Source organism: Variovorax sp. 05N34 (assembly GCF_056397405.1).
The window spans coordinates 50455-63430 of the sequence record NZ_JBFTNI010000014.1 but is presented as its reverse complement, the minus strand read 5'-3'; the positions used below and the strand labels follow the sequence as shown (position 1 = coordinate 63430).

General features: G+C 63.3%; 14 protein-coding genes and 1 tRNA gene. 6 read left to right on the top strand and 9 right to left on the bottom strand.

The window, feature by feature from the left end; translation table 11 throughout:
• Positions 1 to 142: 142 nt before the first annotated feature.
• The 5 genes from AC1DMA_RS27865 (at position 143) to AC1DMA_RS27845 (ending at position 7103) form a co-directional block, all read left to right on the top strand.
• The gene (locus AC1DMA_RS27865; RefSeq protein ID WP_478128267.1) at positions 143 to 2686 is read left to right on the top strand and encodes a PAS domain-containing sensor histidine kinase; all 2544 of its coding nucleotides are present in this window, start codon (positions 143 to 145) and stop codon (positions 2684 to 2686) included.
• On the top strand, positions 2683 to 3312 hold the full coding sequence (locus AC1DMA_RS27860) for a response regulator transcription factor (RefSeq protein WP_478104179.1): 630 nt from the start codon (positions 2683 to 2685) through the stop codon (positions 3310 to 3312). Before AC1DMA_RS27865 ends, AC1DMA_RS27860 begins: the two co-directional genes overlap by 4 nt.
• Before the next feature lie 76 nt (positions 3313 to 3388).
• Complete coding sequence (gene folD, locus AC1DMA_RS27855; RefSeq protein WP_478146150.1) at positions 3389 to 4240, top strand: bifunctional methylenetetrahydrofolate dehydrogenase/methenyltetrahydrofolate cyclohydrolase FolD; 852 nt, start codon at positions 3389 to 3391, stop codon at positions 4238 to 4240.
• Between the two features lie 129 nt (positions 4241 to 4369).
• Positions 4370 to 6418: a M3 family metallopeptidase gene (locus AC1DMA_RS27850; RefSeq protein ID WP_478146149.1), complete on the top strand. Its 2049-nt coding sequence runs from the start codon at positions 4370 to 4372 to the stop codon at positions 6416 to 6418.
• A gap of 58 nt (positions 6419 to 6476) precedes the next feature.
• Complete coding sequence (locus AC1DMA_RS27845) at positions 6477 to 7103, top strand: glutaredoxin family protein (RefSeq protein ID WP_478146148.1); 627 nt, start codon at positions 6477 to 6479, stop codon at positions 7101 to 7103.
• 22 nt (positions 7104 to 7125) lie between these two features.
• Here AC1DMA_RS27845 and rpiA read toward each other — a convergent pair whose 3' ends face one another.
• Positions 7126 to 7827 (bottom strand): ribose-5-phosphate isomerase RpiA, encoded by a 702-nt coding sequence (gene rpiA / locus AC1DMA_RS27840; RefSeq protein WP_478146172.1) that lies wholly within the window; start codon positions 7825 to 7827, stop codon positions 7126 to 7128.
• Positions 7828 to 7872: 45 nt separating this feature from the next.
• Here rpiA and AC1DMA_RS27835 point away from each other — a divergent pair, with 45 nt between their 5' ends.
• Entirely contained in the window at positions 7873 to 8946 is a 1074-nt protein-coding gene (locus AC1DMA_RS27835; RefSeq protein ID WP_478146147.1) for a quinone-dependent dihydroorotate dehydrogenase, read from the top strand.
• Between the two features lie 28 nt (positions 8947 to 8974).
• On the opposite strand, the gene AC1DMA_RS27830 is transcribed toward AC1DMA_RS27835, so the two are convergent.
• The 8 genes from AC1DMA_RS27830 to fdx form a co-directional block, all read right to left on the bottom strand.
• On the bottom strand, positions 8975 to 9673 hold the full coding sequence (locus AC1DMA_RS27830) for a phage holin family protein (protein WP_478128273.1): 699 nt from the start codon (positions 9671 to 9673) through the stop codon (positions 8975 to 8977).
• A gap of 75 nt (positions 9674 to 9748) precedes the next feature.
• On the bottom strand, positions 9749 to 10057 hold the full coding sequence (locus AC1DMA_RS27825; protein WP_478128274.1) for a glycine zipper domain-containing protein: 309 nt from the start codon (positions 10055 to 10057) through the stop codon (positions 9749 to 9751).
• A 91-nt stretch (positions 10058 to 10148) separates the two neighbouring features.
• A complete protein-coding gene (locus AC1DMA_RS27820; RefSeq protein ID WP_478146146.1) occupies positions 10149 to 11246 on the bottom strand; it encodes an NAD(P)/FAD-dependent oxidoreductase in 1098 nt (365 codons plus the stop codon).
• 29 nt (positions 11247 to 11275) lie between these two features.
• Entirely contained in the window at positions 11276 to 11422 is a 147-nt protein-coding gene (locus AC1DMA_RS27815; RefSeq protein WP_478128276.1) for a hypothetical protein, read from the bottom strand.
• An 81-nt stretch (positions 11423 to 11503) separates the two neighbouring features.
• Positions 11504 to 11689, bottom strand: a complete 186-nt coding sequence (locus AC1DMA_RS27810) for a hypothetical protein (protein WP_478128277.1) — start codon at positions 11687 to 11689, stop codon at positions 11504 to 11506.
• An 86-nt stretch (positions 11690 to 11775) separates the two neighbouring features.
• Positions 11776 to 11850, bottom strand: a tRNA-Val gene (locus AC1DMA_RS27805).
• Positions 11851 to 11917: 67 nt separating this feature from the next.
• The gene (gene dnaQ, locus AC1DMA_RS27800) at positions 11918 to 12637 is read right to left on the bottom strand and encodes a DNA polymerase III subunit epsilon (RefSeq protein WP_478128278.1); all 720 of its coding nucleotides are present in this window, start codon (positions 12635 to 12637) and stop codon (positions 11918 to 11920) included.
• Entirely contained in the window at positions 12637 to 12975 is a 339-nt protein-coding gene (gene fdx, locus AC1DMA_RS27795; RefSeq protein ID WP_478146145.1) for an ISC system 2Fe-2S type ferredoxin, read from the bottom strand. Before fdx ends, dnaQ begins: the two co-directional genes overlap by 1 nt.
• Between the last annotated feature and the right edge of the window lies 1 nt (position 12976).

The window sequence follows — 12976 nt, the reverse complement described above, 5'->3', positions numbered from 1 at the left end:
TTCTCACAGAATTCTCGCGATTTCAAATCGTGCGTAGTCGTTTCTTGATATGAAATTTTCAGAGATTTCCGCTCGTTCTTTGCTCTCTTTGGCGCCAGGAAAGCGATGCACTGCTTTCGAAGCCTTCACCTAAACTCGATGGATGCCCTTTTCCTCCCCGATCGAGGTCGCGCGAAGCGCCGTGCACGCGTCGCCGCTGTCCTGGTGGCGCCGCTGGTGGCGCCGCCAGACGCCCATGCTGCAGGACGCGGTCGCCATGCTGGCGCCGCTCGCCGCGGTGCTGCTCTTCCTCGCGGCGATCGTTTCCGCCTTCTGGTATTTGCGGGCGGAGGAAATGGAGCGCGTCCAGGAATCGGTCAAGCGCGACGTCGAATACGCGCAGCAGCGGGTGCGCCTGCGCCTGCTGGAGCGGCAAGAGCAACTCATGCGCCTCGCGCGCGACGCGTCGAACCGTGAGATCGATGCCACTGAGTTCACCAGCCGAGCGGAATCACTGGTCAGTCAGTTCCCCGAATTGCAGGCAGTGACATGGATCGACGACCGCCGGCGCGTCAAAGCCAGCTATGCGGCGCCCAGCGTCCATCCGGCGCAGCAGCGTGCAGTCGGTGAAGTGCTCAGGCCGGGCGACACCGAAAGCAACTACGCCCTGGCGCGAGAGCTTCGACAGCCGGTCTTCTCGCTGCCGTTGGCCGGCAGCGATCCTCCGCCAATGCTGCAGCTTCACATCCCCCTCTTCGACCAAGGCTTGTTCGCCGGCATGCTGCTCGGCGAGTTCTCCATCGACGGCTTGCTGCGCTACGGCATGCCGGCCGAAGTCTCGGCGCGCTACGCGGTGTCTTTGCTCGATGCAAAGGGCGGGCTCATCGCGGGCAACACCGTCGCGAGTCCGCACGGCGCCCGCAATCGGCTCCTGCCCTGGACGGTGCGGACCAACGAGTACGAAGTGCCGGTTTCGCCAGTTGGCAATGCGCTGGTGCTTCGCGCCCAGGCCTATCGCACCTCGCAGGGGGTGGTCGGCAATGGCTTGTTCTGGCTGGTGGGCGCACTCAGCGTGCTGACAAGCTGGATGCTGATCGGCACCTGGCGCCATACGCGCCGCCGATTGCAGGCACAGCAGGCGCTGGTCGCCGAGACCAATTTCCGCCGTGCGATGGAAAACTCGATGCTGACCGGGATGCGCGTGCTCGACCTCGAGGGCCGCATCACCTACGTCAACGCCGCCTTCTGCGCCATGACCGGCTGGAGCGAAAACGAACTCGTCGGCCAGACGCCGCCCTTCCCTTATTGGCTTGAGTCCGATCGGGAAGTCATGAACGAGCGGCTCGAAGAAGAGTTGCATGGCCGCGCCCTGCCGGGGGGTTTCCAGGTGCGCGTCAAGCGCAAGAACGGCAGCGTCTTCAATGCCCGCCTGTATGTCTCGCCGCTGATCGATGCCCGCGGGCACCAGACGGGCTGGATGACTTCGATGACCGACATCACGGAGCCGACGCGCATCCGCGAGCAGTTGTCCGCTTCTTACGAGCGCTTCACGACCGTGCTCGAAGCGCTTGACGCGTCGGTGTCCGTGGCGCCGCTGGGCAGCGAGGAACTCGTGTTCGCGAACAAGCTGTACCGCCTCTGGTTCGGTTCCAACACCGTCGGGCACCTGGGCATGGTGGCGCAGGCTGGTGTTCCGGCTTCGCATACGCGGGATGAAGAACTTGACGATGTGGATGCTTTCGCCGGCCTGCCGATCGATCAGCTGACGACGGCACAGCCAGCCAACAACGAGATCTTCGTTCCCGAGCTTGGCAAGTGGCTGGAAGTGCGGTCTCGCTATTTGACTTGGGTCGACGGGCGCTTGGCCCAGCTCGTCATCGCCACCGACATCACCCCGCGGCGCGACGCCGAGGACCTGTCGGCCGCCCAAGCCGACCGTGCGCAGGCCGCCAGCCGCTTGATCACCATGGGCGAGATGGCGTCCAGCGTGGCGCACGAGCTGAACCAGCCGCTGACCGCGATCACCAACTATTGCAACGGAATGATGTCCCGCATCAGGGGGCAGCAGATCGATTCGGACGCATTGCTGGCCGCGCTCGACAAGACTTCGAAGCAGGCGCAACGTGCCGGTCAGATCATCCAGCGCATCCGCTCGTTCGTGAAGCGCAGCGAGCCGAACCGCACGCCGGCCGAGGTCGCGACGATGGTGAGCGAAGCTGTCGAACTGGCAGGCATCGAACTGCGACGCCGGAACGTGCGACTCAACCACTATGTCGCGGCGCGCCTGCCGGTACTGCGCGTGGATCCGATCCTGATCGAACAGGTGATGGTCAACCTGCTGAAGAACGCAGCCGAGTCGATCGACCTGGCCAATCGCCCGCTGGCACGGCGCAGCGTCGAATTGCGCGTGCTCCCGAAAATCATCGATGGCCAGAACGCCGTCGAGTTCTCGGTGCAGGACACGGGCATGGGCCTCGCGCCTGAAGTGATGGACCGGCTGTACGAAGCTTTCTTCTCCACCAAGCCTGAAGGCATGGGCATCGGCCTGAATCTTTGCCGGACGATCGTCGAGTCCCACCGCGGCCGGATGCAGGCGGAGAACATCTACAATGGTTCGGATGTCGTCGGATGCCGTTTCTCCTTCTGGATACCGGTGTTAGACGCTATCGATTCAATAGCAAGCAACGAGGCGAAAGTACCTGCATGAGTTTGATTCCCAAGAAGGGCACGGTCTATGTCGTCGATGACGACGAGGCGGTTCGTGATTCGTTGCAATGGCTGCTCGAAGGCAAGGACTACCGGGTCCGCTGCTTCGACTCCGCCGAGTCCTTCCTCTCCCGATATGACCCCCGCGAAGTCGCCTGCCTGATCGTCGACATCCGCATGGGCGGCATGTCCGGCATGGAGCTTCAGGACCGTCTGATCGAGCGCCGGTCGCCGCTGCCGATCGTTGTCATCACCGGCCATGGCGACGTGCCAATGGCAGTCGACAGCATGAAGAAGGGCGCCATGGATTTCATCCAGAAGCCCTTCAACGACGAAGCGCTCGTGGCGCTGGTCGAACGCATGCTCGAACACGCGCGCGGTGCGTTTGCCCAGCATCAGCAGTCCGCCAGCCGCGACGCGCTGTTGTCCAAGCTCACCGGCCGCGAGGCCCAGGTGCTCGAGCGCATCGTTGCCGGGCGCCTCAACAAGCAGATCGCCGACGACCTCGGCATCAGCATCAAGACGGTCGAGGCACACCGCGCCAACATCATGGAAAAACTCAACGCAAACACAGTGGCCGATCTCCTGAAGATCGCCCTGGGACAGGCGGCTCCGGCGAAAGCCTAATTGCTGGCCTGCACTGCAGCCCATCTTGCATCCACGCCTGCGCAAGCGGGCGTTTTTACTTGGAAGACAGAAAACCATGACAGCCCAATTGATCGATGGCAACGCCCTGGCCCGGAAGATTCGCGGCGACGTCACCGGGCGCATTGCCGCACTCAAGGCGCGCGGCGTCGAGCCGACGCTGGCCATCGTGCTGGTCGGTGAAGACCCGGCAAGCCAGGTCTACGTCAAGCACAAGGTCAACGACAGCACCGAGACCGGACTCACGGCCAACCTCGAGCGCTACGCGGCCAGCATGACCGAGGCCGAGCTGCTCTCGCGCATCCACGCCCTCAACGAAGATCCCAAGGTACACGGCATCCTGGTGCAGCTGCCGCTGCCGCCGCACATGGACAGCCATCGTGTCATCGAGGCCATCTCGCCTGCCAAGGACGTGGATGGCTTCCATGTTGCCAGCGCCGGGGCATTGATGGTCGGCCAACCCGGTTTCTGGCCTTGTACGCCGCACGGCTGCATGAAGATGATCGACTCTATCGGCTATGACCTGCGCGGAAAGCATGCAGTCGTCATCGGGCGCAGCAACATCGTGGGCAAGCCGATGGCGATGATGCTGCTCGCCAAGAACGCGACCGTCACGATCTGTCATAGCGCAACCAAGGATCTCGCCGCTTTCACGCGTCATGCGGACGTGGTGGTCGCAGCGGTCGGCAAGCGCAACATCCTGACGGCGGACATGGTCAAGCCCGGCGCGGTGATCATCGACGTGGGGATGAACCGCAAGGAAGACGGAAAGCTCGCTGGCGACGTGGATTTCGAGGGTGTCAAGGAAGTCGCCGGCTGGATCACCCCCGTTCCGGGCGGCGTCGGCCCGATGACACGTGCGATGTTGCTCGCCAACACCCTTGAAGCTGCCGAGCGCATGACTACATAAGAACCACCCCGTTGCTTGCTCACTTCGTGTAGCCGCCTCCCCCTCAAGGGGCACCACCGGCGGCCCGGCTGAGCCGGTTCCGCGGTGGTTCCCGAAACTGCTTCGCTGCGCTTGCATTGGAAACGCTCTATGAAAAATCCGCTTCTCGATTTCACTGACCTTCCGCTGTTTGACCGGATTCGGCCTGAGCATGTCTCGCCAGCGGTGGACACTCTGCTGGCGGATGCCGAGGCTGCGCTGCAGACGGTGACGGCGCCGGATTTTCCGGCTGACTGGATGGCTATTTCCAAGGTGCTGGATGTGGCTTCGGAGCGCTTCAGCCGTGCATGGGGGGCTGTCGGGCATCTCAATGCCGTGGCTGATACGCCTGAACTGCGGGCGGCTTACAACGAAGCGATGCCGCGTGTGACGGCGTTCTGGACGCGCCTGGGGTCCGATGAACGGCTGTATGCCAAGTACAAGGCGATCGACGTCGCGACGCTCAATCCGGAGCAGCGCCAAGCGCATCGCAATGCGGTCCGCAACTTTGTTCTCGGCGGCGCCGAACTCCAGGGTGCGGCCAAGACGCGGTTCGCCGAGATCCAGGAACGCCAGGCCGAGCTGAGCCAGAAGTTCAGCGAAAACGCTCTCGATGCCACGGATGCCTTCGCCTGGTATGCGCCTCTGGGCGAACTCGAAGGACTTCCGGAAGACGTCATCAGTGCGGCCCGCGCCGCCGCCGAAGCGGACGGCAAGGAAGGCTACAAGCTGACGTTGAAAATGCCGTCGTACCTGCCCGTCATGCAGTTTGCCAAGAGCAGCGCGCTGCGCGAAAGGCTCTATCGCGCCTACGTCACGCGAGCCAGCGAACTCGGCGATCCGGCCTTTGACAACACCGATCTCATCCGCGAAATCCTCGCGCTGCGCCAGGAAGAAGCCAAGCTCTTGGGCTACCCCAATTTCGGCGAGCTTTCGATCGTGCCCAAGATGGCCGAATCCGCCGGCCAAGTGGTCAAGTTCCTGCGCGACCTCGCCGCCAAGGCCAAGCCTTACGGCGAACGCGATCTGGCCGATCTGCGTGCCTTCGCGGCCGACCAGCTCGGCATGGTCGACCCGCAGCCTTGGGACTGGAGCTACATCGGCGAGAAGCTCAAGGAAGCGCGCTATGCCTTCAGCGAGCAGGAGGTCAAGCAGTACTTCACCGCGCCGAAGGTCATGGGCGGGCTGTTCAAGATCGTGGAGACGCTGTTCGAGGTGTCGATCAAGCGCGACGTCGCGCCTGTGTGGCATCCGAGTGTCGAGTTCTATCGCATTGAGCGGGATGGCAAGAAGGTCGGGCAGTTCTATCTCGATCCTTCTGCCCGTTCCGCCAAGCGCGGAGGCGCGTGGATGGACGACGTCCGGGCGCGTTGGCTGCGTCCGGATACCGGAACGCTGCAGACACCGGTCGCGCAGCTGGTCTGCAACTTCGCCGAGGGTGTGGATGGCAAGCCCCCGCTGCTGACGCATGATGACGTGACGACGCTGTTTCACGAGTTCGGCCATGGGCTGCACCACATGCTTACGCAGATCAACGAGCGCGACGTCTCCGGCATCAGCGGCGTGGAGTGGGACGCTGTCGAACTGCCGAGCCAGTTCATGGAGAACTTCTGCTGGGAGTGGGACGTGCTTGCCCACATGACGTCGCACGTCGACACCGGCGAGCCGCTGCCCCGCGCGCTTTTCGACAAGATGACAGCGGCCAAGAACTTCCAGAGCGGCCTGCAGACCCTGCGGCAGATCGAGTTCTCGTTGTTCGACATGCTGCTGCATACCGAGTACGACGCAACAGCGGCCAAACCGGGCGACGTCCTGGCACTGCTCGGCAAGGTGCGCGAAGAGGTCGCGGTGATGCCTTCGCCGCCCTTCAGCCGCACGCCCAACACCTTCAGCCACATCTTCTCGGGCGGCTACGCGGCAGGCTACTACAGCTACAAGTGGGCCGAAGTGCTGAGCGCCGACGCGTACGCCGCTTTCGAGGAGACGGCAGGCGCCAACGGCGAGCCCAGCATCGAGACCGGACGCAAATACCGCCAGGCGATCCTCGAAGCAGGCGGCAGCAGGAGCGCCATGGACTCGTTCAAGGCCTTCAGGGGCCGCGAGCCTAAGATCGACGCCCTGTTGCGCCATCAGGGAATGGCCGAAACGCAGGCGGCGTGACGGTCAGAGGGCGGCAGAGCCTGAGATACTCGGCGTCATTCGATACCGGGGAATCTCGATGAAACGCAAAACCGCCCTGACCGGCTTGGCCCTGACGCTGCTCGCCAGCGCAGCGCTCGCGCAGGCCGTCTATCGCAATTTCGACAAGAACGGCAAGGTCACGTTTTCGGACCAGCCAACTTCAGCCAGCGCGCAGCCTGCCGAGCCACGCACGGGTGTGTCGACGGTCGCCGCCAATTCAGGGTTGCCTTATGAACTGCGCCAGGTGGTGCAGCGCTATCCCGTCACGCTCTACACCGGGGACGATTGCGCTCCTTGCGGAGCAGGTCGCTCGCTGCTGATCACGCGCGGTATTCCATTCGACGAGAAGACGGTCAAGAGCAATGATGACGTTCAGGCGCTGCAACGGCTGAGCGGACAAAACGGATTGCCTTTGCTGACGATCGGGACGCAGCAGCTCAAGGGGTTCTCCGACGCGGAGTGGTCGCAGTATCTCGATGCTGCGGGTTATTCGAAGAGCTCGCAGCTGCCCGCCGGTTTTCGCAATCCGCCGGCCCAGCCGCTCGTTGCTCTGAAGGCCGCTGCACCCGCCGCGCCTGCCGCTGCGCCGGTGCAGGCCCCTCCTCCTCCGCCGGCCGCAAGCAACGAGCCAACGCCGAGCAATCCTGCCGGCATCAAGTTCTGACGCTTGAAGATTGAAGATGCGCTCAGCCGAAGCGCATCGTCCTGACACCAGAAGAAGTGCCCAGCAAACAGACGCTGGCGCGCTGATGCGCGAAGACGCCAACGGTGACGACGCCCGGCCATTGATTCACTTCAGTCTCGAAGCCCAAGGGATCGGTGATCCGCAGACCCGTTACGTCGACGATGTGTTGGCCGTTGTCGGTGACGAGCGCCTCGCCCTCCTTTTCGCGGACCTGCGCCAGTCCGCCCAGCCGCGCAAACTGGCGGATGATCCGCTGCGCCGACATCGGGATCACCTCTACGGGCAATGGGAATGCTCCGAGCGTGTTGACCAGCTTGGACGAGTCCGCAATGCATACAAACCGTCTCGATTGCGCGGCAACGATTTTTTCGCGGGTCAGCGCGGCGCCGCCGCCCTTGATCATGTAGCCGCGGCCGTCGATCTCGTCGGCCCCGTCGATGTAGACGGCCAACTCTTCGACTTCGTTGCTGTCAAAAACGGGAATGTCCAGCGCGCGCAGGCGCTCGGTCGACGCGACGGAGCTTGAAACCGCTCCGCGGATTTCGCTCTTGATCGTCGCCAACGCATCGATGAATTTGTTGACCGTCGAGCCGGTGCCGACACCGACGATCTCGCCTTTGACGACGTAATCCAGAGCGGCGCGACCGACCTGCGCCTTGAGTTCGTCCTGGGTCAGGGCGGGAGCTGAAGCGGGAGAAGGCATCGGGGAGAATCCTGGGCTGATTGAAGTCAAGTCGAGAATTATCCGATGCCCTTGCTGCTGCCCTCCTCGCTGTATGGACTTGCCCGTCCGTTCCTCTTCGGCTTTGACCCCGAACATGCCCACGAGCTCACACTGGATGCGCTGGCACGAACCCAGAACACACCACTCGCCGGCACCTACGCCGCACCTCGCGTCGAAGACCGAATCACGCTTGCCGGCCTCACCTTTCCGAATCGGGTCGGCCTGGCCGCCGGTCTGGACAAGAACGCACGCTGCATCGATGCTTTCGCGGCGATGGGATTTGGCTTTGTCGAAGTCGGAACCGTCACGCCGAAGGCGCAACCCGGCAACCCGCGGCCACGCATGTTCCGCCTGCCGCAGCGGGATGCACTGATTAATCGGCTCGGCTTCAACAACGAAGGACTGGACGCCTTCGTCGCCAACGTGCAACGCGCGCGCTTTCGCCGAAATGCGTCAAAAGCGCCGATGCTGCTGGGGCTCAACATCGGCAAGAACGCAGCGACGCCGATCGAACGGGCCGTGGACGACTATCTTGTGTGCCTGGACGGTGTGTATCCGCATGCGGACTACGTGACCATCAATATCTCGAGCCCCAACACAGCGAACTTGCGTTCACTCCAGAGTGACGAGGCGCTGGACGCGCTCCTCGGCGCCGTGGCCGACAAACGGGCGGCGCTTGCGGCGAGGCAAGGTCGGCGAGTCCCCCTCTTTGTCAAGATTGCGCCGGACCTCGACGAGAGCCAGGTCAAGGTGATCGCAGCCACGCTGGTCCGGCACGGCATGGACGGCGTCATCGCCACCAACACGACGCTTTCGCGAGATGCAGTGGCAGGCTTGCCGCACGCCGAAGAGGCCGGCGGCCTTTCGGGCGCGCCGGTCAGGGAAACAAGCAATCGAGTGATCGGCCAGTTGCGGGCCGCCTTGGGAAGCAGGTTTCCGATCATCGGCGTGGGCGGCATCCTGAGCGCAGCCGACGCCAAAGCGAAGATTACGGCCGGCGCCGATGTGGTCCAGATTTACACGGGTTTGATCTACCGCGGACCGGCGCTGGTGCATCGGGCCGCCCAGGCCTTGCGCGACGAACGCGGCAGGGCCTGAGGGTCTGTCTGGGAATGCGCCGTCGCCCTCAGCGCATCCGCCAAAGAACCGGCACGAGCACGCTGGCCCAGCGCACCAGGCGGCGCGGTCCCAATGCAGCCACCACCGCCGCCGCGGCCACGCCAGCAGCTACAGGGTGTTCGCGCGCGAGGCGCATTGCCGCAGCGCTTGTCGTCTCGTTAGGCACTGGCGCCTCCCCGGCTCCCGTCGCTGCAGCCTGGAGCGTTGCGATACGCATGCGCTGCTTTTCGATTCGCGCAAGCAGCTCCGGACGGCTCACCGGGCGCCGCTCACGCGGGGTCATGCTGTCACTGTCCGGGCTACCGCGGCCCAGACTGTGTCGAAGCCACTGGCGATCGCGCTCCAGCTCTTGCAACACCGGCTCGAAGGCGGTCGAAGGTTTGCCACTCATCGACACAAGCGCGATCACTGACACGAGCCACAGCACMAGCCAGACCGCCGCCACCGACCAGGCGGCGGCAGTGCGATTCGGTGAATCCCAGAAATGGACGACGATCGCCACGGACAGCAGCGCAATCGCAATGGTCGTCAACCCGACCACCGCGATCACCAAGCCCAGCATCGATCGCAAACGCTTCTTTTCGTCTTCCCAGGCGAAACGCAGCAAGTCCAGGCGGTCTTCAGCAGCCAGGGCGCCTTCGCCCGCCAGGATGCGCACGCGCCGCCATTGGGACCTGATCCCAAAAAGCGATGACAACCACTTCACGTGTGCCCTCCGCGAGCCTCACCGCCGATGGGAGCCGCGGAAGCGGTTGGCTGTTGCGCGCTCAGGCGGGCGTGCTCAGCGGCGGCCAAGCAGCAGGCCCACCAGCACCCCCACCGCCAACGCAGCGCCGGCGATTTGCCAGGGCTCATCGTGGGCGTAGGCGTTGGCCGAGTTGGCTGCCTCACGGGCTTTCTTGCTCGCGATACGGCTCTTTTCGGCAGCCAGTTCGCGCGCGATAGCCAGCTTGCTGTCGATGCGCTGGCGAAGCGCCTTGATATGGGGAACGGAGTCGAGATCCTTGCTGGCGAGCACACCGCGAACGTCGCTCGCGATGTCTTCAGCAACGGCGTTGGCTGCCGCTTCGAGATTATTGGATGCAGTCATTTAAAGTTGTCCTCCTCAGTCACGCCGGCACCGCGCCGGCAACACACGCCGACAAACGACGCTCCGCGTCATAGTACATGCCCAAGTGCATCTACGACAGAATTCCCACGACATGATCGGCAATTGCGAGGCTGCTGGTCAACCCCGGCGATTCGATCCCGAAGAGGTTGACCAAGCCCGGCACTCCGTGCAGCGCCGGGCCTGCGATCATGAAGTCCGCAGCAGCATCTCCGGGCCCGGAGATCTTGGGGCGAATGCCGGCATATCCGGGAATCAGCGCGCCGTCCGGCAAGGCGGGCCAGTATTTGCGCACCTCGGCATAGAAGCCCTCTCCCCGCGCGGGATCGACCACCAGATCCTCGGGCGAGTCCACCCACTGAACGTCAGGACCGAACTTGGCCTGTCCGCCCAGATCGAGTGTGAGATGCACGCCGAGGCCCGCAGCCTCGGGAACGGGGTAGATCAACCGGCTGAACGGCGCCCGCCCAGCCAGCGTGAAGTAGTTGCCTTTTGCGAAATAAGCCTTGGGTACGGAAGTCGCCGGCAGGCCTTGGAATTGCCGGACAAGCAGCGGCGCGACGAGACCGGCGGAGTTCACGACGCTCTTGCATCGCAGAAGCGTCCCGTCGATGGACTTCAATACGATGGCGTCACCCAGGCATTCGGCACTGAGGATGCCCGATTTCAGCGCAACGACCCCACCGRCCTGCTCGAGGTCGCCTTGCAGGCTCAGCATCAGGGCATGGCTGTCCACGATCCCGGTGCTGGGGGAATGCAGCGCCGCCAGGCACCGGAGCTGAGGCTCCATGGCGCGCGCCTCCTCGCCTGAGAGCAGAACCATGTCGTCTACGCCGTTGGCCGCGGCCTTGGCCTTGATCTCGGCGAGCTGCGCAACCTGCGGCTCGGCAGTGGCCACGATGAGCTTGCCGCAGCGTCGGTGCGGCAAGCCGCGTTCGATGGCGTAGTCGTAGAGCAACTGCTTGCCCTGCACGCACAGTCGTGCCTTCAGTGAGCCCTTGGGGTAATAGATGCCCGCGTGAATGACTTCACTGTTGCGAGAACTGGTGCCGGTCCCGATCGCGCCTTCCGCCTCCAGCACGATCACCTCTCTGCCCGCCAGCGCAAGCGCGCGAGCCGCCGCCAAGCCAACCACCCCGGCGCCGATGACGGCGCAATCGAATTCGTCCATGACGCAAGCTTAGCTGGCTTGCGGGCGGATCACTTCACTAGCGCCGGTTGTGGGGCGAGCGACTTGGACAGATTGCCTGGCGGCGTCGCGGGGCCCTCGTCGGGCTCGACGGGTAGCTCGGGGACATCCGGCGGGTCGGGGCTGATGGGCGGCGGAAGATCAGGGCTGGTGGCCATGGCGGTTCTCCTTCAGTTCGACTTCTACGGGAGCTCGGCGGAGGATGCAAGGGGTAAGAGACGTGGCCCGAACCAGCGGACTCAGCGCAATTTTTCGTCCCCGCGAATCTCCTGCGCCAGTTTCGCCGTCACATCCGTGCACGCCCAATTTGCTGCAAGGCTGAAGTTCGTTTTGAACTCGTCGAACTCGGCATTGCCTTCGCCGACTGCTCGTATGCGCGTGATTTCTTTGCCATCGTCAGCAGGGCCGCCGAAGGCGAGCCTCAAGCGCAACTTCGGAAGCCGCGAGCGCAACGTGACGCACAGCGCTGATCTGAAGGACCAGCGCTGGGGACAAAGAGAGAGGGGGAATTTGGTGGGCGGTGGAGGCTTCGAACCTCCGACCCCAGCAGTGTGAATGCTGTGCTCTACCCCTGAGCTAACCGCCCGTGGCGCAGATATTGAATACCTGCGCCGTTTGGATTTTTCGCGCCGTGTATGGCACGAAGCCTTCGATTATGCCACAGCAAAATCAGCAATTTGTCGAAAAAGAGTGCGTCCGTTGCTCGCCTTATCGAGTTGCGCCAGCACTTCGTCGTGCGCGGCAAGTTCGTGTTCGGTCGCGACCAAAACCGGCAACTCGTAGGTGCTCAGTTCCACGACAACGATGGCGCCCAGCACCGGTTCGTTCGGCACCACGTCGATCAGCAGCGCATCCTGTCCGCGCGTGAGATTGATGTAGACGTCGGCCAGCAGTTGGGCATCGAGCTTGGCGCCGTGGAAGGTGCGGTTCGAACGGTCCACCCCGAATCGGTCGCATAGCGCATCCAGCGAATTGCGCTTGCCGGGGTACACCATCTTGGCCATGGCCAGCGTGTCGGTCACCTCGCCAACGAAGCTTTGCAAGCGAGGCAGGCCGGCAAGCTCGAATTCCTTGTTGAGAAACCCGACGTCGAAAGCTGCGTTGTGAATGATCAGTTCCGCACCACGCAGATACTCCACGATGTCATTGGCCAGCGTGACGAACTTGGGTTTGTCGCGCAGAAAGTCGGACGTCAAGCCGTGGACCTTGAGGGCGTCCTCATGGCTTTCCCGCTCAGGATTGAAGTAGATGTGCAGATCGTTGCCCGTGAGCTTTCGGTTGAACAGCTCGACGCACCCGAGTTCGATGATGCGATCGCCGTTTTCAGCCGAAAGGCCCGTGGTTTCGGTATCGAGAACGATCTGCCTTGTCATCAGTGGTTTTCTTTCGCGTGATTGATCGAGTACTTCGGGATTTCGACGGTCAGGTCTGATTGTGCAAGGATTGCCTGGCAGCTCAGGCGCGACTGGGGCTCGAGGCCCCAAGCGCGATCCAGCAGGTCTTCTTCTTCTTCCTCGGCATCGTTCAGTGACTCCAGCCCTTTGCGGACCACCACGTGGCAGGTCGTGCACGCGCAGCTCATCTCGCAGGCATGCTCGATGTTGATGTCGTGCTCGAGCAGAGCCTCGCAGATCGAGGTACCCGCCGTGGCAGTGATCGCGGCGCCCTCGGGACAGTATTCGGGGTGGGGAAGGATCTTGATCGTGGGCATT

What these genes read in the sequence shown, in the direction of transcription:
- AC1DMA_RS27865 (WP_478128267.1), top strand. Translation starts at nt 143, where the DNA reads ATGCCCTTTTCCTCCCCGATCGAGGTCGCGCGAAGCGCCGTGCACGCG.
- AC1DMA_RS27860 (WP_478104179.1), top strand. Translation starts at nt 2,683, where the DNA reads ATGAGTTTGATTCCCAAGAAGGGCACGGTCTATGTCGTCGATGACGAC.
- folD (WP_478146150.1), top strand. Translation starts at nt 3,389, where the DNA reads ATGACAGCCCAATTGATCGATGGCAACGCCCTGGCCCGGAAGATTCGC.
- AC1DMA_RS27850 (WP_478146149.1), top strand. Translation starts at nt 4,370, where the DNA reads ATGAAAAATCCGCTTCTCGATTTCACTGACCTTCCGCTGTTTGACCGG.
- AC1DMA_RS27845 (WP_478146148.1), top strand. Translation starts at nt 6,477, where the DNA reads ATGAAACGCAAAACCGCCCTGACCGGCTTGGCCCTGACGCTGCTCGCC.
- rpiA (WP_478146172.1), bottom strand. Translation starts at nt 7,827, where the DNA reads ATGCCTTCTCCCGCTTCAGCTCCCGCCCTGACCCAGGACGAACTCAAG.
- AC1DMA_RS27835 (WP_478146147.1), top strand. Translation starts at nt 7,873, where the DNA reads ATGCCCTTGCTGCTGCCCTCCTCGCTGTATGGACTTGCCCGTCCGTTC.
- AC1DMA_RS27825 (WP_478128274.1), bottom strand. Translation starts at nt 10,057, where the DNA reads ATGACTGCATCCAATAATCTCGAAGCGGCAGCCAACGCCGTTGCTGAA.
- AC1DMA_RS27815 (WP_478128276.1), bottom strand. Translation starts at nt 11,422, where the DNA reads ATGGCCACCAGCCCTGATCTTCCGCCGCCCATCAGCCCCGACCCGCCG.
- dnaQ (WP_478128278.1), bottom strand. Translation starts at nt 12,637, where the DNA reads ATGACAAGGCAGATCGTTCTCGATACCGAAACCACGGGCCTTTCGGCT.
- fdx (WP_478146145.1), bottom strand. Translation starts at nt 12,975, where the DNA reads ATGCCCACGATCAAGATCCTTCCCCACCCCGAATACTGTCCCGAGGGC.